This is a genomic window from Photobacterium atrarenae (assembly GCF_024380015.1).
GTDB classification, from domain to species: Bacteria; Pseudomonadota; Gammaproteobacteria; order Enterobacterales; family Vibrionaceae; genus Photobacterium; species Photobacterium atrarenae.
This window is the reverse complement of record NZ_CP101509.1, coordinates 1,797,575-1,815,988: the sequence shown is the minus strand read 5'-3', so window position 1 is coordinate 1,815,988 and position 18,414 is coordinate 1,797,575. Positions and strand designations below refer to the sequence as shown.

Below are 18,414 nucleotides of genomic sequence, written 5' to 3'. Positions count from 1 at the left end.
GCCCGTTAGTTCGTATGTGTTATCGATGGACAACGTAGCTCTCCGCTAAATTGTCCGGCTTGTTGACTGGTGTAACGAATCAGGTTGTCCGCTTGAGTTTCTTGCAGCGCCGCCTCAGTGTTGCGCTGGCAAGCTGAGGCATTGGCCAGCTCGAGTTTCAACGGAATATGTGTTTTCAGGGTCCAGTGAATCACGTCCCCTTTGCGTTGCCATTGGATTAACTGGCCGTTGGCATTTTTCAAACGGATCGCGGTGTCACCTGTAGTGCTCAGGGTCAAAGTGCTTCTGGGTTGCGAGAGGATCAGATATTTTCCATCCTCACCGTGCTCCCAGCCTGCAATGGAACTTTGCTGCATCACAGGGGTACCCAGGGCATGCGGCAGGCGAATACTTCGCACACCGGAGCTGGTGATCAGCCATCGACCATTCAGGGTTTGTGCAAGACCGGTTTCATACAGGGCTTGGGCTCGTTTGGCATACTCACTTAAGTACAACGGCGTGGCTTTTTGCTCAATTGCCCAGTCATAAACTTCCGTCAACCCTTTCAGAGAAGCGGGATAGGCGCCGGAATACATGTGGTAATAGATACTGATGCTTTTTAAACGGCGCGGGCTGCCCAACAGTTGAAAGGTCTCAATTGCGCGGCGATAACCGTCAAAGTTCTCCGTCCACAAATTGGTGTAGAGGTTTTCGTTTAGCACCGGGGCGTAGACATGTACTGCGGAAGGGTACCAGGCAATGGTTGGAGAGACCTGAGTAAGGCTTTGATTGCCCTGGACTACATAGGTGTTGCCGCCGTTGACATTCAGCACGTTGGCTTGCTCGGCAATGGCCAGAGTTTTCTCATCCGGGTCGGCTCGGCCTGACCACAAAATCAACTTGGCCTTTTTCCCTTTGGGCGCTAGTTTTTGGTTGATGTAGTCCAGGCTGCCGATAATTTCTTTACGGTAGTCGACGTTATAACCGGGAATCGGCAAGTGATCGCCGTATTGTTTTTCTTCAACGCTGACTGAGTTATCCCAGAAAAATGGATGGCTGAAGGTATGCGATGCAATTTCAACGTTGGGCAAAGCAAAGATCTGCCGGGCGATGGCTTCCAGCTCGGCACTTATCTTTGGATACAGCCCATCCTTGCTGATCTCCCCTTCAATCACGGAGACTGTTTGCGGGATCGCATAGGGCTTGAATACGTGTTCCATCAGCACTTCAGCGGTGTAAGGTTTACCCGGGAACCAGGCGATTGAGGGGAAACCGTCACCGTCAACATGGCTGGTCAGGATCCGCCGTCCGGTTTCAGTGGTCACATCCGCAGCCGGAATCGGGGGTAAGTTGAGGGTTTCATCGATCAACCGAAACGGGTCGATATACCAGGCCTCTTTTTGATTGGCCAACACCGTGACAGGCAGCGGCAGCAGAGCGGCGCCGCCCCAGGGGGCTTTGAACAGGAGCCCTGCGGGGGTTGTAGTACCGTCAGTGGCTTCAATCAGCGGCTGAACCGCGGGTTGGGTACTGACCCATTTCGGATAGGTCTCGAATTGACTGAAGCGCAGTGGATAGTGCGAAGTCAGCCAGTCCTGGCCCTGGGTGATTTGGACCCGGGGATTGAACTCACCGGATTCGCGTAACCCTAATTTGGCTCTGAGGGAGGCAAGGGTCGGCAGAGACTTGAGAAACAGGAGCGGTTGCTGATGAAGCTGCTGAGCCAGCCACTGCTGGAAGCGGGGATGCTTGTTATAGGTACTCTCTTCAAGCCAGACGACGATGCCGGCGTAGCGGTTGCTGTCTAGACGCTCAAAGTTCACGGTATTAATGTCCCGACAGTCGGGCACGTAGCCATTGTACTCCAGTGGCATGGCGATCATTCGATGACACAAGGAACGGTTGTAAGACGTTTCTGTACCGTCAAATACGCCAAGCACCCGCTTGGCAACCGGGACGATGGTGCTGACACCAAATTCATACAGCATGCCGTCGCTGATATACGGGGTGTAGCCTTCAGCTAATAAGCGCTTCGCTGCTGCTTTCTGGGCATCCCGATCCTGGCCGGGAATATAGTCGATCACAATCGCCTCAAGTCCGAGGGATTTGACTTGTGCGAGCTGTTTGCTTAGCCATTCGGTGTCGGTTTTGCTGACGTCATGGTAGCTGTTATCAAGCGGGTGGTAGCTGTGATACAGCGACTCGGCCACAACAGCCTGGATGGGAGCGTTCAGTTGTTCCAAGACTTCAAAGCCACGGTTAAGGATGAGTTTGGGGTTCCCTTCCAGCTTGGATAAAGCATCAATGATCCGTATCAGTGCTTGCTGCTGAGTGGCTTGTGTCGTTTCGCTCTTGGCAAATAGGTAGTAGCTGTCGAGCGTGTCCAGAAACAGGCCGTCAAAACCTTTGGCCAGATGCTCTCCAGCGAATGCGAGCAAGTGTGCTTGCCAGGCGTCGGAAGATAAATCCATGACATGGCTTTGCCAGTTGTTGTTACGGACCGGAGAAGCATCCTGCAGCTGAACAGGGAGGTTTTTGCCGTCATATTCTCCCACGCTGAGATAGGCAAACACCTGGGTTCCGGCATCGTGCAGGGTGTCGATTTGCCGCTGTGTGATCAGCGCCGGGGTGACGACGGCCCGGTCGTAGTTCATCAGCTCTCGAACGGAGTCAATGGTGTTGTAGTAGAACACCACTGATGAAGGTTGCTGCCGGTTTGATGCGATTGCCGCATTGAATAGAGTCGGTAACAATATCAGTGCCCAGATAAATAAACGCATGAGTCAGCTCCTTTACAAAACCTGTCGCTTATGCGACCGCACTAATATGCCTATCTCTTAAAATTTTAGACTTAGGTGATTATTTTGCTTGTATTTTTTTATCTTGGATCAATCACACCATGCTAATAACTTAACTCATCCCATCCTCGTAGCACTGTAATAGGTGGAATATAAATTCATCAAGTCGTGTTAACCAGACCGAGGTGTTGTGGCGGTTGAGTCAGCCACCACTGAACTGTTTGCGCAAAGCGACGTTTACAGAACAACTGATGACAGCATTAAGAGGTTATGGTTATACAAAAAATTATCTTGTATAAGGCGTGATGTTGCGCTAGCTTTATTGTACAAGTTTCTATTCTGTACAAGGTGATTAGATATGGCTATCTCAGTGGGTATCAGTGCATGTGTCCTTGGCCAAAAGGTCCGGTTTGATGGCGGCCACAAACAGAATCGTTTTGTGGTGGATGAATTGGCTAAGTACGTTGACTTTAAACCGGTCTGCCCTGAAGTTGGGATTGGCATGCCTGTTCCTCGTCCGGCGATTCAGCTACTGCAATTATCCGATGGCAGTGAGCGGCTGGTTGCGAGTAGAGACAAGTCGATCGACTATACCGAATCGATGGAATCTTTTGCCCATCAGCATATTCCCGCTTTTGATTCATTGTGCGGTTATATCGTGTGTGCTAAGTCACCGACGTGCGGCATGGAGCGGGTGAAGCTATATATCGAGAATGGTAATACGGTGCCCGGCGGATCGGTCGGCGTGTATACGCGGGAGCTGATGCAGCGGATGCCCTGGCTTCCGGTTGAAGAAGATGGCCGGCTGCAAGATCCGGTTCTGCGAGAAAACTTTGTCTTCCGGATATATGCCCTGAATGATTTCTATCAGTCGCTTCGGGAACATCGATCTATCCATGCTTTTATCGAGTTCCACTCCCGCTACAAACTGGTGCTGATGGCGCACAGCCCGGCGGCTTATAAGGCGCTCGGCCGGATGGTGGCATCGATCAAAGACTGGGATCTGGATGAGTTTTATCTTGAGTATCGTCAGCAGTTTATGGATGCCATTAAAAACCGCGCCAGCAGAAGCAATAAAACGAATGTGCTGATGCACCTGCAGGGCTATTTCAAACGCTCATTGACCAAGGGGCAAAAGCAGGAGCTGGCAGCACTGATTATGAGTTATCGCGAGGGGAATCAGCCGATCCTGGCCCCGCTGGCGCTGATACAGCATTACCTCAAAGAATATCCTGATCCGTATTTGCAGTTGCAAACCTTTTTAAATCCATATCCCGAGGAATTGAAGTTACGTTATGGGTTGTGAACAACAATATTTTTCGATTAAAGAAGTATCTGAAATGACTGGGGTAAACCCGGTCACGCTCAGGGCCTGGCAACGTCGCTATGGACTGCTGAATCCGATGCGCACCGAGCAGGGGTATCGGGTGTATTCGCAGGCAGATATCGACAAAATCCGTCAAATTGTCGTTTGGCTGGAAAAAGGCGTGGCGATCAGTAAGGTGCGGCCATTGCTGGATGAGCATGAATCGACCGAAGGGGAAAAACCGCAAGCAGAACCTCAGGCTGCACAACACCTTGAGGCGGTGACTTCAGCTTTATTCGATTGTCGAGGCAAAAAGCTGGACCAGCTCCTGACTCAGCTGATGAAGGAGTATCCATCTGAGCTTTTTATCAAACAGGTGGTGAACCCGGTTGAGCAGGCCATTGGGCGGGCTGATAACCCGTTAGCCAATATTCAGCAAGCCTTGTGGCAATCTGCCATGACCGAGCGGTGCCTCGCATTAGTCACCAAGGCCAGAAAACGCGCAGCGAAGCGCTGCTTCCTGATTAGCTTTGACCAGCATGTCCATTACCGCCTCTGGCTAAAAGCCTGGCTGCTGGCAGAGAAGGGTTACGATGTCACAATTCTCCCGAACCTGGAGAGTAAGTTAATGGGGCTTAGTGCTGCCATGACCGCATCTCAGGTTGAGGCCTTATTTGTTTTTGGTGAGCAGCGGATCAGCCAGCAGGGGTTGTCCCAGTTGGTGTCGTTACAGCGTCAGCTTGACTGTAGTATCCAGTTGATGGGCAGTATTGCCACCATTCACCACGATGTTCTGGTTCAGCAAAGTTGAGGAGTGCCGTCATGGCAAATCAAACGGTACATGAGAGCCCGTCAGCTCATCAGCCCGGTCTTGGTGGTTTGGTGTGGTTTCGGGCTGATTTGAGAGTCGTGGATAACAAGGCGTTGCGCGAGGCTTGTCAGCGTTGCGAGCGGGTGATCGCACTCTATACTGCCACGCCAATGCAATGGCATGAACACCAGACGTCCCCGATCCAGGTGGATCTGATCCGGCGGCGGCTTGAGGTGTTACGTCAGCAACTGAAAGCACTGAATATTCCGCTGGTTGTACTGGAATTAGCGGATTTTCATCAAATCCCGGAAGCAGTGCTGGCGTTGGTCCAGCAACATCAGCTCAACCATGTTTTTGCCAATAAGCAATATGAATGGAATGAAGGGCAGCGCGATGATTTAACCGCCCGTTTGTTGAACCGCCATCAGGTGTGCTTCAGTGCGTTTGATCATGATTGTGTGATTGCCCCCGGCGAGGTACTGACCCGCAATGGCGACCCGTTCAAGGTGTTTACGCCGTTTCGCCGCCAGTGGTTAACGCAATATCGCCAGCAACCGCCCCAGCCGGAAGCCCGCCCGGCTCCGGTTGTGCAAAATTTGCCGGATGCGTTGTTCTCAGATCAACCGGTGTCATTTACATACCCAGAAAAAAGTAGCGTGGACTGGCCGGTGGATGAGGAAGCCGTGATCCAGCGCCTACGGACTTTTTGTCTGGAGAAAGCGCCGGATTACCATCAACGCCGGGATTTTCCTGCGGTCGACGGCACCAGCTGCCTGTCGCCATATCTTGCAATAGGCGCACTGTCTCCACGCCAGTGCCTGTCAGCCTTATTTGCGGAATACCCGTTTTGTCTGGATGAGCCGGACAGTGGCGAGTTTAGCTGGTGTAACGAAATCATCTGGCGGGAGTTCTATCGCCACCTGATCGTCGCCTGGCCGAAAATTAGCCGGGATCAGCCTTTCCAGCCGTGGACCAGGCATGTGCGCTGGCAGGAATCCGAGGCGTTGCTGTCGGCTTGGCAGCAGGGGGAAACCGGTTTTCCGATTGTTGATGCGGCAATGCGCCAGTTACGCGAAACCGGTTGGATGCATAACCGTTTGCGGATGATCACCGCCAGTTTTCTCACCAAGGATTTGCTCATCCATTGGCAAGCCGGTGAGCAGTGGTTCATGTCTCATTTGATTGATGGCGATCTGGCATCGAACAATGGCGGCTGGCAATGGGCAGCTTCAACCGGAACGGATGCTCAGCCTTATTTTCGGGTGTTTAATCCGACCACTCAGGGAGAACGGTTTGATCCAAAGGGGGAATTTATCCGTAAATGGGTACATGAACTCAAAGATGTGCCGGATAAATATATCCACGAGCCCCATCGATGGCCACAGGCGAATGGTTTGAATTATCCCAAACCTATTGTGGATCACAAAGCGGCGCGGCTCAGGGCCATCGAGGAATTTAAGGCCGCAAAAGCACAGGCCTGAACGCCGATGAAGCAAGCCGCCAGTTAAGGAGCGTGCACCATGGACAAGCCGGATCATGTTATCCACCAATTTGTTGAGGTTTACAGTCAATTATCGAAAGACCACCTTTCGGTTCTGGAGAACCTCTATCACCCGGATGTGATCTTCGAAGATCCGGCGCATCAGGTGATTGGCTGGGACAACCTTCATGCTTACTTTACCCGGCTGTTCAGTACGGTCCGTGAATGTCAGTTTGTGATCCGAGATACCCTCACCGATGGCCAAATAGCCTATGTCCAGTGGGAGATGATTTTTAGCCATCCGCGCTTAGCTGGTGGTCGGTCGCGTACTGTTCATGGCTGCTCGAGGCTTGAAATTCAGGAGAACCAAATCAGCCGTCATCGGGATTATTTCGACATGGGTGAAATGATTTACGAGGGCGTTCCGGTACTGGGCGCTGCGGTTCGTCAAATAAAAGCGAGGCTATAGTCATGCGACAGGTATTGATCACCGGTGCAAGCTCGGGAATTGGCGCGCAGTTAGCCAGAGATTATGCGGCGCAGGGCTGGCAGGTGCTGGCATGCGGGCAGTCTCAGGAACGTTTAGTCGAACTTGCCGGAAGCCGTGCCAATATTCAGCCTCTGGCTTTTGATGTGACTGACCTGCAGGCAGTGACGCAAGCTTTTGAGGGGGTGTCGCAACTCCCGGAACTCATCATCTTAAATGCCGGGACTTGCGAGTATATCGAGCATGGCCAGATTGACGTGGCACTGTGCCGGCGAGTATTCGAGGTCAATGTTTTTGGGGTGCTCAATTGTATTGAAGCATTGCAGGCTCGGTTTGATGCCAATAGCCATTTGGTGATTGTCGGCTCAACGGCCTCCTATCTTCCTTTACCTCGTGCAGAGGCTTATGGCGCATCCAAAGCTGCCGTTGCATATATTACCAAGACGCTTGCGATTGATTTGGCGCAGCGTGGCGTGAAAGTAAGCCTGGTCAGCCCGGGGTTTGTCAAAACACCGCTGACCGATAAAAACGACTTTGCCATGCCGATGCTGGTGTCGGTGCAGTATGCATCCGAGAAGATCCGCCATGGGATCGCTGCGGGAAAAAACGAGATCCATTTTCCACTTCGATTTAGCCTGATGCTGAAAGTGCTGGCTTTATTACCGCTTCGTGTTCAGTACGCCGCCATCAAACGAATGACAGGGAAAACATCATGAAAATAGCCATTATCGGTTCCGGGATTTCCGGACTGACGTGCGCGTGGCATTTGCATCGCCATCATGACATTACGGTGTATGAGGCCAATGCCTACATCGGTGGGCATACGGCCACGGTCGATGTCAGCCTGCCCAGCGGGGAGTACGCCATTGATACCGGATTTATCGTGTTTAACGATCGGACCTATCCCCGGTTTGAGGCTTTGCTGGCAGAGCTGGGGATTGCAGGCTTGCCGACCGAGATGAGCTTTAGCGTACAGAATGATGAACATGGCCTGGAGTATAACGGGCACAACCTTTCATCCATGTTTGCCCAGAAGCGAAATTACCTCAACCCCAGGTTTTATCGCTTTATTGCCGACATTTTGCGGTTTAACAAGCTGGCTCGCGAAGTCGACCTCAAGACGGCGACTTGCCGTACCCTGGGGGAGTTTCTCGAGGAGAATCGGTTTAACACTTACTTTTCGGAAAACTATATTTTGCCGATGGGGGCTGCGATCTGGTCGTCGACCCTGTCGGACATGCGGGCGTTTCCACTGGAATTTTTTATTCGTTTTTTCCGTAATCACGGCTTGCTGGAAGTAACTAACCGGCCGCAATGGTTCGTGATTCCCGGTGGTTCGCGAGAATACGTCCACCGGCTGGTGGCCCCCTTCCAAGAGCGCTTGTTGCTCTCTCATCCGGTGCGGCAGATTTTTCGTCATCAGGGCAAAGTGAAAGTGGTCACAGCGCATGGCAGCGATATTTATGACCAGGTGATCCTGGCATGCCACAGTGATCAGGCTCTGGCTTTACTGGGCGATGCGACGGAAGATGAACAACGGATCCTCGGGGCGATGGCATATCAGGATAACGAGGTCATCTTGCATACCGATACTCGTTTGCTCCCCGACAACAAGTCTGCCTGGGCGGCCTGGAACTATCATCTCGGTGCACCAACGGCAGAGCGTGAACATCAGTTGGCCAGCCTGACCTACAACATGAACATTCTGCAGCGTTTGTCAGCGCCGGAAACATTTTGTGTCAGCCTGAATCAGAGTGGTCAGATTGCGGAAGAAAAAATTCTGCGCCGCTTTACCTACGCCCACCCGGTGTTTACCACCACCAGTATGCTGGCGCAGCAGTCCCGCGAGGTCATCAATGGGCGACGGAGCACCTGGTTCTGCGGCGCTTATTGGTACAACGGTTTTCATGAAGATGGCGTGCGTAGTGCGCTGGATGTTGTTGCCGGAGTAGAAGCCCGGGCCCAGCAACCGCACCCGACCGGCCACCCTGAAAGCTCAGGAATGGTGTTATGAACAGCGCCCTGTTTGTCGGCAGTATTCGACATCGCCGTTTTACCCCGGTCAGCCACAATTTCAGCTACCCGATGTTTATGCCGTGGATCGATCTCGATGAGCTGGACGTACTGCAGCAGCAGGTCACCGGATTTGGCACCGGTCTGCTGAATGTGGCCCGTTTCCGGGGGGCTGATTACTTGCGTGATCATCATTTACGAGATCACCACGAAAAACCGGGCCTCGGTACCCTGAAGCAACAAGTGATCGACAAGGTCTTTGAACTGACGGGAGAGCGGATGCAGGGGCGGGTGATGCTGCTCTGTCAGCTTCGGTATGCCGGTCTCTATTTCAGTCCGCTGAACCTGTATTACCTCTATGACGCCCGGGACCAATGGCAGTGGGTGCTGGCAGAGGTCAGTAATACCCCTTGGAATGAACGGCATTATTATGCCATTCCGGCCAAATCAACCTGGATGGATAAAACCTGGCAGCACGAAAAAGCGTTTCATGTTTCGCCGTTTAATCCGATCACCCAACGCTATCAATGGCAGTTGAAAGCGCCCGATGAACATTTGTTTGTTCACATTGATATTTTATCTGAACACAGCCTGCAAAAAGTGCTGGATGCCACGATGGCGATGAAACGTCAGCCGTTTAACACCCGGACACTATGGCGGCTACTTGCATCAACGCCGATTCAGACGGTGAAAGTGGTGGCGGGAATTTACTGGCAGGCATTGCGGCTGTGGCTGAAACGGGTGCCTTTTTATAGTCATGCGACGCGAAATAAAACTGAGAGAACAAACCGGAAAGCAGCACGGCGTTCGTCGTGAAATCAAACGTTGAGGGATAACCATGTTTAAGAGTGAATCACAGCCGCTTGCACTGAATCGTTCAGGCCGTCATGCGATAGCCCGAAACGTGATATTTAAAGGGCTACAACAATTGCAGGAGGCGGGGCTGACGCTGGTCGACGAGCAAGGGGAAGCCCACTTCTTCGGTGAGCATGAAGCAAACTGCCAGGCTCAGCTGATTGTGCACCATGCTGGATTGTATCAGCGGCTCCTGGGTGGCGGCAGTATCGCTGCTGGCGAAGCATATATCGATGGGTGGTGGGATTCGCCGGATCTCACTCAGGTCATCCGGGTGATTGCCCGTAATCTGCCGGTGCTGGAACAGATTGAATCCAAGGTGAGCTGGCTCAGCACCTTGCGTCATCAATGGCTGCATTTTACCCGCCGTAACAATAAGGCGGCCGCGAAACAAAACATTCTGGCGCACTATGATCTCGGCAACGATTTCTACCGTATTTTCTTAGACAACAACATGCTTTATTCCGCCGCGATTTATGACAGCGAACACGCGACACTTGAAGACGCTCAGATCCACAAGATGGATCGACTTTGTCGAGAACTACGATTGTCGCCGTCGGATCATCTGTTAGAAATAGGAACCGGTTGGGGCGCCCTGGCGATTTATGCGGCGAAACAGTATGGCTGCCGGGTGACTACCACGACAATTTCTGAGGCTCAGTATGTCTGGGCCAGGCAGCGGATTGAAGACGAAGGGTTGAGCGAACAAATCCGTTTGCTGCGCAGTGATTATCGCGATTTGAGCGGACAATACGACAAAATTGTATCGGTCGAAATGGTCGAGGCGGTCGGGAAAGAATATCTGGCGACTTACATTCAAAAATGCCAGTCCCTGCTCAAACCGGATGGATTGTTGGCATTGCAGGCGATAACCATGGTTGATCAGCGGTTTGAGCGCTACAGCAAAGGGGTGGATTTTATTCAAAAGCATATCTTCCCCGGGGGATTCTTGCCATCCGTGACCGTCCTGGCGCAACAGATGACAGCCAATAGTGACTTCGTGATCCGGGATTTGAAAGATATTGGAATGGATTATGCCCGGACTCTGGCGGACTGGCACCAGCGTTTTAATGGCAGCCTTGAGGCTGTATCCCGGCAAGGGTATGACGAAGCTTTTATTCGGATGTGGCGCTATTACTTCTGTTACTGCGAAGGCGGTTTTTTAGAGCGCAGTATCAGTACCGTGCAACTGCTGGTCAGCCGGCCCGCCTGGCGTGAGTCGTGACCTGCTGCGCGTGAACTTCAGTTGGGTCAGTAAGGTGAGGTGAAAGATGGCAACCCGTGAGTTGGTCTTGATTGGTGTGTTGTTTAACCTGTACTGGTTACTCGCTGTGATTGGGCAGAACGCTTATCTCTGGCTTCTCGTTGCGTTGCTATTTATGAGCTGGTGGCTGAGGCGGGCAACCTGGAAATTTGCGACAACGTTGGCGCTCTGCGGGATCTTGATGGACTTTATCCTGAGTCAGCTGGACATTTTTGCGTTTGATACCCCGGGGATCCCGGTTTGGCTGGTCTTGCTCTGGTTTGGTTTCGGGACTTTTGTGTGGATGATTCGTGAGGTTGTGCTCCGTTATCACCCGGGGCTGGTGGTCTTGCTGGGTGGTGTGGGCGGGGTTGTCAGCTATTTTGCCGGTTACCGTCTGGGTGCGGTGTCCTGGCCCCAGGGAATATTGCCAACGCTGGCTGCTCTGACGGTTTGCTGGCTTGGGTATTCCGTGTTGGTGTTGAAGCTGCTTAGTTATACCAATCGCAGTAAATAAGGGGTCATCCTAGCTTGTTCAAATGCTCGATAACGACGTTAGAACTTTTGATTGTAAAATAACTACTTATCCAAAAATTCTGCCTTGTCCTCAAACATTTTTCCTGCGCTATTTCTGAACACTTACTTTGATTGGTATTACTGGTGTGTCGAAACAGGAGGCGTTATGAATCGTTTCATTCGAACTGGCTGGGCTCACACGAAATGTACAGCTCGCTTTGTCGTGGACCATATTGTCAGGCGTGTTTTGATTGTGGCTGGTTTGCTGTACTGGTTCCAGGCCGCGGCGATGACACCCTGGCAAAGCTGGCCAACAGTGGGGGATGCTACGCTGACGTGGGGGCCTTGGGTGATTTACGATTCTGAGCTGAGAACGCCAAGTGGTCAGTATCAGCATGGGATGGAAGACTTGGCGTTAGTCATCAAGTACCAGCGTCAGATCGATCAGGAAGATTTACTGGAAGCAACCGATGAGCAGTGGCAGCACCTGGGGATCGCGGCAGAGAAGCGTCAACGCTGGCTGGCACGGCTGGCTGATATCTGGCCGGATGTCCGCAAAGGAGATCGGCTCATTTTTGTCGTTAATCGCGATGGCGGCGTTTTCTATCAGGATAACCGAATCATAGGTACAGTGCCTGATAAGGAGATGTCCCGATCATTTATTCAGATCTGGCTATCTCCGAAGACCGCTTATCCGAAGCTACGTCGTCAGTTGATTGGTATAACGTAAATTGAGGAGACGTTATGCAGTGGAAAATCGTGAAAGCCTGGGTGGTATTGATTGGGCTTCTGAGCTTTATCGGCTTGCCCGGGTGCTCCTCATCAATTGAAGATTACCGCGGAACCAGCCCGGATTTTCAGCTCTATGACTACTTTGACGGACAAGTGAAAGCTTGGGGGATGTTGCAGGACTGGCAGGGGACGTTGACCCGGCGATTTGAGGTTGACATTCGCGGTGTGGTCGCCGGAGATCAGCTGACGTTATATGAAGACTTTCGCTTTGATGATGGTGAGGAACAACAGCGGACCTGGGTGATTCACCGTGGCCTCGACAGTGGTCAGTACGTGGGGCGTGCCGGGGATGTGATCGGTGAAGCGACGGGTCAATCGGTTGGCCATGCCTTGCGCTGGCAATATGTGTTGCGTGTGCCGGTTGGCGAAACCACTTACGATATCAGCATTGATGACTGGATGTATCGTCAGGATAACCTGCGGGTGTTTAATCGCGCGACGATGAAAAAATGGGGGGTTACGGTCGGCACCATCACTCTGTTTTTTGAAAAGCAGACCAGCGATAGCGATCAGTAGCGCTTGCCGGTCCAGTATTTCGTCATTGTGCGCTTCTTTTATGAAACGGTCGTAGGTTCAAGGTGCGCTTCCCGGCTAAACCATGCCTCGTGACATTGCTACCACACGCTTGAGGATCCAGCGTAGGAGTAATGGGATGTCGTCAATATGATCCTCGCTGGTGTACTCGACCATGGCCAAAGCAACATCCGGCTTGGCATGGCGCTTCAGGGCTCGCATAATGATTTTTTTCGGTGAGGCGGGATTATTGTCGGGCATATTAGCCAGCCGACGGAACAGCGGTTCATAGCCATTGTGAAACAGAAAATGTTCGATGTCCCGGTTCGGAAGCACTGTCAGGCGATGACGCTCGGCATCTGTGCCGAGTAAATTGCGAACTGTTTCGGCATATTTTTTCCCGGCTAAGTCGCCATCGGCCACCAGATGCCATTCAATTCCCAAGCTGCGTGCGACTTTGATCAGAGGTTTGAGCCCGCTCTGGGCAAACTCGATGATCTGAACGCCTTCCGCTGCCAGGTTATAGCCACTCATCCGGGCAAATTCGTTAAACAGCCAGACTTCGGTTTCTCCCTCAACCAGTAACCATACCCGGGCGAACAAGGCACTCGGGCGATGCAACCGAACATGAAACGTGACCCGTCGCTCTTCATCCCGGCTCAACCGGGTTTGCTCCATGGAGTAAACATAGGTTCGATCCGGCTGACGGATCAACTTGCGGATCGAGCGTAAGGGAACGGCTGTAGTCAAATCCGCACTGTTGGTGGTCAGGATCTTTTGCATCGGCATGCTGGCCATAAATGTCCATGCCTGGTGCAATAGCGTGGGATGAAGCCGGCCTTCCGGATCTTCGAGGATCATTAGGGGGCGGGAGATCCGTTTCAGCTCGACTGGACCACGGGCACGAATAAAAGCGTTGAGCAAGCCCATCAGGATTAATCGACCTTGTTTGGTCATCTGTGGCTGGGTGAGTTGATCAAGCGGGTTGGTCATATACTGGGCCCGATCAGGGAAATGCGAGCGATCAAACTTAGCCTCCCGGCTATGGGGGGTAAAGGCAAAGTAATGATCCATCAAGCTACGCAGGGCTTTTATACTGCTTTTGAGCTCGCCAGAGCTGACATGTCCGGGACGGGTCATCAGACGCTCGCAGGTATTATCGAGGCGGCGCTGGATCCGGGCGCGTTCATCACGTTCTTTCCCGTTTTGCCCGTTCTCTTTGTGAGCTTCGCTGCGTAACCGGCGGGCATCTCGGATCCGGACGACAGGGTGTAACACCATCAGATGACGGGCAAGCTTTTCCGTCTCATCACACGGGATCAGCTCTCCCTTGTCGTTGAGAAAATCACGATAGGTGGTGATCTTATCGTCTTTCACGACACTGTTGATTTGATAATACAGGTGACGCCGGTCTTCAGCATCTGTGATCCACACAGGGGAGAATCCACGGTATTTGCGCAATTGATACTCACCGGGGTAGTCTTCCACCCAATGCAATACGATTTGCAACTGAGTCATTTTGGTATGGCCGGTGGCATAGTCGACGTGAAAATCAGAAAATTTGAAATTATAAAGCTGGGCGTCGGGCGACAGCGCGATGCTTAACGCGTCAAGGAGCGATGACTTACCCCAGGCATTTTCGCCCACGAGTACAGTCAGCTCGTTCAATGTTAATGACAGGCGCTTGATACCCCTGAATCCGGAAACTTCAATTCGCTTTAAATGCATACCTCACCTCTACTTCTAGCTTACAGCACCCGATCGGGAAGCAGGGGTGCAAAGTTCACATTTTGAAAAGAAGTCTTTATCCTTCATGTGATTAGCGCCATTTTCCGACAACCACTTGTTGTCGGCAAAGGGGATTGTTATAGTCCGGCAAATGAACTGCCCCAGGCTCATCTGTGGATTCAGAGGCTTTAAGGGAAAGAAAAACAACAATCACCACTGGAGATGTCAGATGGCTAAGATTATCCACGCGATGGTTCGTGTTATGGATCTGGATAAATCACTCAAATTTTACAAAGACGCGTTGGATCTGGATATTGCAGAGCGCCTGGATTTTGAGGGGTTCACCCTGGTGTACCTGCGCAATGAAGAGAACGATATGGAGCTGGAGTTGACCTGGAATCACGGGACTGAAGCGCCATATACGCATGGTAGCGGCTATGGTCATATCGCGGTTGCGGTTGACGACTTGGAAGCGGAACGTGAAAAGCTGATTGACTTTGGTTATGAGCCTGCTGACATTAAAGAGTTTTTCCGTGAAGGACAATTGCTGGCTAAGTTCTTCTTTATCCAGGATCCGGATGGCTATAAGATTGAATTTCTGCAGCGCCACGGTCGCTATCAGTAAGCGAACTCGTTTCGATAGTACCCGCGCGGTACTATCGAATTTCATCACCATTCTCTAGGACGTCATCCGCATCTTTGCCATTCAGCCGGATACCGGCATGACAAACCAGTCACACTTGTCATCAAATTGTCGTTATCTTCGACTAACTATAATCATCAATAGAGCCTCAGCGACAGATTGTTGCAGGAAATTATGTGATTTGCATCATATTGTATTATCATAGGCAGCAACAGCAGCATACGGAGTTCATTAGCCTATATGACAAATAACCGCTCAGCGAAAATTACCATCGCCCACATCAACGACACACATTCGCATTTTGAACCTTCATCGATTTCTTTGAGTCTGCCTGCGTCCATTCTGGATGGGCAAACATCGGTTTATGCTAGTTGTGGCGGGTTTTCCCGAGTATCTTCAGCGGTTAAGGATGTTCAACGACAAGCCCATCTGAAAGAGCGTGAGTTCATGTTTGTCCACGCCGGAGATTGTTTTCAGGGCACGCTGTTCTTTTCTCTGTATAAAGGTTACGCCAATGCCAAGTTGCTCAATGCCATCGGTATTGATGCAATGGCGCTAGGCAATCACGAGCTGGATATGGGCAATGGGCCGGTCGCTGATTTTATGGATCAGGTTCAATTCCCGTTATTGGCCGGAAACTGGGACTTGTCCCGGGAAAATCAAACGAAGCCAAACCCGCTGCGCGATAAAGACAACGTCTATGCTTTTGACCAACGTGCCGGGCATGCCCGTTATATCGTCAAAGAGGTGTTTGGCGAGCCGGTTGCCCTGTTTGGTCTGGCCATTGAAAACATGGCGGGGATCGCCAATCCGGATCCGGATACAGATTTTCTTGGCGTGGTAGAAGTGGCGACAAAAACGATAGCCGCGATTCACCAGCAAGGGATCAATAAAATCATTCTGCTGAGCCACCTCGGTTATGAGCGCGATCTGGAACTTGCGACGCAGGTTGATGGCTTGGGAGCCATTATCGGTGGCCACACCCATACTATGCAAGGTGACTTCACTAATATTGGTTACGGTGTCACTGATGGGTATGCCCGAATGGTTGACGGAACCTGTGTTGTTCAGGCTGGGTGCAACGCATTGGCTTTAGGGCAACTGGAACTGGATTTTAACCCCGATGGCACGGTGGCCAGCGCGGGTGGGGTGAACCAGCTATTGCTGGGCCGGCAGTTTACGGTTGATGCTTCACGCAGTGAACACCTTGAAGAGAGTATCCATGATGCCGTAAAAGCCTACCTGAAATCGCAGCCTAATGTGCGTTTTTGTGCTAAGGACCCGTTCATTGAAAATGTATTGAACACCCAGTTCCGGCCGGCAGTTCGTGAACTTCAGACCCAGCATATTGCTGAAGTTAGAGAGCCACTGCGCCACGTCCGCATCCCAGATAGCCGCGGCGGGAGTCATATTGCACCGTTGGTGGTCGATAGTTTCCTCTGGAAGGGACGCCAAATGGGCCATGAGGTGGATTTCGCAATCCACAATGCGGGTGGCGTGAGATCGTCGCTGAACCCGGGGCCGATCACTTCTGCTGATATTGCCGGTAAGCTACTGCCGTTTGCCATCGGCTTGATGGTTTATCAGGTCAAAGGGATCCGGGTGCGGGAAGCGCTTGAAGGTGCGATTAATAATGCCATTGATAACGGGGTCGAAGGGACCGGAACCGGTAGCTTTCCATATACAGCAAATTTACGATTTACCTACCGCTGTTGCGGCGAAGCTGGTCGTCGGATTGAGCAACTTGAAACGTACCGCAATGGCAACTGGATTGCTGTTCAAGATGAAGTGACATATACCTCGATCTCGTCCGGTTATACGGCAACCGGAAAGGAGGGTTACGACGCCTTACTGGATTGTATTGCTGAACCACAGGCGCTGGAAGTGACGATGGCAGATGCGTTTGCGGACTATGCGGCAGAACGGCAGACGTTGACGGCCCCGGAAGAGTCACTGATTCATTATATTCCTTGTCAGTGCTCGGAGGATGTTGCCTGACTCCGTTGCACAGGTACTCAGCCACCATCATTGATGGGCGTCGAATAACCGTCAGAAAAACAGGGTTTCATCGTTCAGAAGTGTCAGGGTTGTGGCGCTTTTTTCGATCCATCTCCCATTATTGCCAGTATTTCCTTGCGAAATAAAAAATAAGCAAAAAAAGCCTTAATGAAATCTATTGATGGTCGATATATATCAATGTCAGAAGAATGTCAGAAGAATGTCAGAACAAGGCAACAGGGAGAAGGGTGATGAACAAAGATTGGTTAGATGTTGCGATGGTGACGGGCTGGATTTCGGCCTGGTCAATCCTGATTTACTTTATTCCTGCCGTTGGGGTTTAATCTCATTAAACACTTGGCCATTTACTGTCATGAAAAAGTAGATCATCTACTTCATCAGATAGCTATCGGGATTCTTTAGAACTGCTGTGATTTGTGGTGGCGGTAACAGATAAACAAGCCGTGTTGCATGAGAACACGGCTTGAGCTTTGGTGCTGATTAAGCCGTCACAGCCTGAGGTTGCTCCGAATTAGCAACCTCTTTGGCTAGTCGGTAAGCGGCCAGATCTTCAATGGTCAGCACCGGCATATTGAACTTCTCACCAAATGCAATCACTTCCGGTAGGCGTGACATGGTGCCGTCCGGGTTAGTGAGCTCACACAGCACACCATAAGGCTTTCTGCCGGCCAGGCGCATCAGGTCAATTGTTGCTTCCGTGTGACCACGACGCGCCAGAACACCGTCCGGGTTCGCTTTCAACGGGAAGACATGGCCTGGGCGGTTGAGATCGGATGGTTTTGCATCATCCGCAATGGCAGTTTTAATCGTGGTGACACGATCAGCAGCCGAGACGCCGGTCGTCACACCTTCTGCGGCTTCAATCGTGACGGTAAAGCCCGTTTGGTTGGCGCTGGTATTGTTCTCAACCATCATCGGCAGGGCGAGTTTCTGGACACGCTCCTCGGTTAGGCACAGGCAGACAATACCCGAACATTCACGGATCATAATGGCCATTTGCGCTGGAGTTAATGTTTCAGCGGCAAAAATAATATCCCCTTCATTTTCGCGATCTTCATCGTCGACAACCAGGACGCCACGGCCCTCACGGATCGCCTGTAAGCCGGCTTCAACACGTTCAAATGGGGACCCCATCGGGGAGAGTAAAGACTGATTCATGGTAAAAAGCTCCAAATAAAAGATACCAGAATCAGGGCATGGAAATTCAGCGTTTCAGATCAACTGAAATAGT

At 51.6% G+C, this 18,414-nt stretch carries 16 protein-coding genes; 13 read left to right on the top strand and 3 right to left on the bottom strand.

The annotated features are described in order from the left end of the window. Positions 1–5: 5 nt before the first annotated feature. Positions 6–2,759: a bifunctional glycoside hydrolase/polysaccharide deacetylase family protein gene (locus tag NNL38_RS24145; RefSeq protein WP_255391419.1), complete on the bottom strand. Its 2,754-nt coding sequence runs from the start codon at positions 2,757–2,759 to the stop codon at positions 6–8. A 376-nt stretch (positions 2,760–3,135) separates the two neighbouring features. Between NNL38_RS24145 and NNL38_RS24140 the strand changes: the two genes are divergently transcribed. The 11 genes from NNL38_RS24140 (at position 3,136) to NNL38_RS24090 (ending at position 12,796) form a co-directional block, all read left to right on the top strand. After that, entirely contained in the window at positions 3,136–4,083 is a 948-nt protein-coding gene (locus NNL38_RS24140) for a YbgA family protein (RefSeq protein WP_255391418.1), read from the top strand. Next, a complete protein-coding gene (locus tag NNL38_RS24135; RefSeq protein ID WP_255391417.1) occupies positions 4,073–4,894 on the top strand; it encodes a MerR family transcriptional regulator in 822 nt (273 codons plus the stop codon). The genes NNL38_RS24140 and NNL38_RS24135 overlap by 11 nt, the downstream gene beginning before the upstream one ends. An 11-nt stretch (positions 4,895–4,905) precedes the next feature. After that, positions 4,906–6,375 carry a deoxyribodipyrimidine photo-lyase gene (gene phrB, locus NNL38_RS24130; RefSeq protein ID WP_255391416.1) on the top strand — a complete coding sequence of 490 codons (1,470 nt, stop codon included), beginning with the start codon at positions 4,906–4,908 and terminating at the stop codon, positions 6,373–6,375. A gap of 39 nt (positions 6,376–6,414) precedes the next feature. Further along, entirely contained in the window at positions 6,415–6,843 is a 429-nt protein-coding gene (locus tag NNL38_RS24125; protein WP_255391415.1) for a nuclear transport factor 2 family protein, read from the top strand. 2 nt (positions 6,844–6,845) lie between these two features. Further along, entirely contained in the window at positions 6,846–7,577 is a 732-nt protein-coding gene (locus NNL38_RS24120) for an SDR family NAD(P)-dependent oxidoreductase (protein ID WP_255391414.1), read from the top strand. Further along, positions 7,574–8,875, top strand: a complete 1,302-nt coding sequence (locus NNL38_RS24115; protein WP_255391413.1) for an NAD(P)/FAD-dependent oxidoreductase — start codon at positions 7,574–7,576, stop codon at positions 8,873–8,875. The genes NNL38_RS24120 and NNL38_RS24115 overlap by 4 nt, the downstream gene beginning before the upstream one ends. Continuing rightward, the gene (locus NNL38_RS24110; RefSeq protein ID WP_255391411.1) at positions 8,872–9,690 is read left to right on the top strand and encodes a DUF1365 domain-containing protein; all 819 of its coding nucleotides are present in this window, start codon (positions 8,872–8,874) and stop codon (positions 9,688–9,690) included. Before NNL38_RS24115 ends, NNL38_RS24110 begins: the two co-directional genes overlap by 4 nt. A gap of 22 nt (positions 9,691–9,712) precedes the next feature. Beyond that, entirely contained in the window at positions 9,713–10,954 is a 1,242-nt protein-coding gene (locus NNL38_RS24105; protein WP_255391410.1) for an SAM-dependent methyltransferase, read from the top strand. Positions 10,955–11,000: 46 nt separating this feature from the next. Next, a complete protein-coding gene (locus NNL38_RS24100) occupies positions 11,001–11,489 on the top strand; it encodes a DUF2878 domain-containing protein (protein WP_255391408.1) in 489 nt (162 codons plus the stop codon). A 165-nt stretch (positions 11,490–11,654) separates the two neighbouring features. After that, positions 11,655–12,218 (top strand): chalcone isomerase family protein, encoded by a 564-nt coding sequence (locus NNL38_RS24095; RefSeq protein ID WP_255391407.1) that lies wholly within the window; start codon positions 11,655–11,657, stop codon positions 12,216–12,218. 14 nt (positions 12,219–12,232) lie between these two features. Beyond that, a complete protein-coding gene (locus NNL38_RS24090) occupies positions 12,233–12,796 on the top strand; it encodes a DUF3833 domain-containing protein (protein WP_255391406.1) in 564 nt (187 codons plus the stop codon). Between the two features lie 75 nt (positions 12,797–12,871). Here NNL38_RS24090 and NNL38_RS24085 read toward each other — a convergent pair whose 3' ends face one another. Beyond that, positions 12,872–14,521 (bottom strand): ATP-dependent endonuclease, encoded by a 1,650-nt coding sequence (locus NNL38_RS24085; RefSeq protein WP_255391405.1) that lies wholly within the window; start codon positions 14,519–14,521, stop codon positions 12,872–12,874. A 229-nt stretch (positions 14,522–14,750) separates the two neighbouring features. Here NNL38_RS24085 and NNL38_RS24080 point away from each other — a divergent pair, with 229 nt between their 5' ends. Both NNL38_RS24080 and NNL38_RS24075 read left to right on the top strand, forming a co-directional pair. Continuing rightward, the gene (locus NNL38_RS24080; protein WP_255391404.1) at positions 14,751–15,146 is read left to right on the top strand and encodes a VOC family protein; all 396 of its coding nucleotides are present in this window, start codon (positions 14,751–14,753) and stop codon (positions 15,144–15,146) included. Between the two features lie 258 nt (positions 15,147–15,404). After that, the gene (locus tag NNL38_RS24075) at positions 15,405–17,162 is read left to right on the top strand and encodes a bifunctional metallophosphatase/5'-nucleotidase (protein ID WP_255391403.1); all 1,758 of its coding nucleotides are present in this window, start codon (positions 15,405–15,407) and stop codon (positions 17,160–17,162) included. A gap of 501 nt (positions 17,163–17,663) precedes the next feature. Here the strand turns inward: NNL38_RS24075 and ribB are convergent. Further along, positions 17,664–18,341 (bottom strand): 3,4-dihydroxy-2-butanone-4-phosphate synthase, encoded by a 678-nt coding sequence (ribB, locus tag NNL38_RS24070; RefSeq protein ID WP_255391402.1) that lies wholly within the window; start codon positions 18,339–18,341, stop codon positions 17,664–17,666. Between the last annotated feature and the right edge of the window lie 73 nt (positions 18,342–18,414).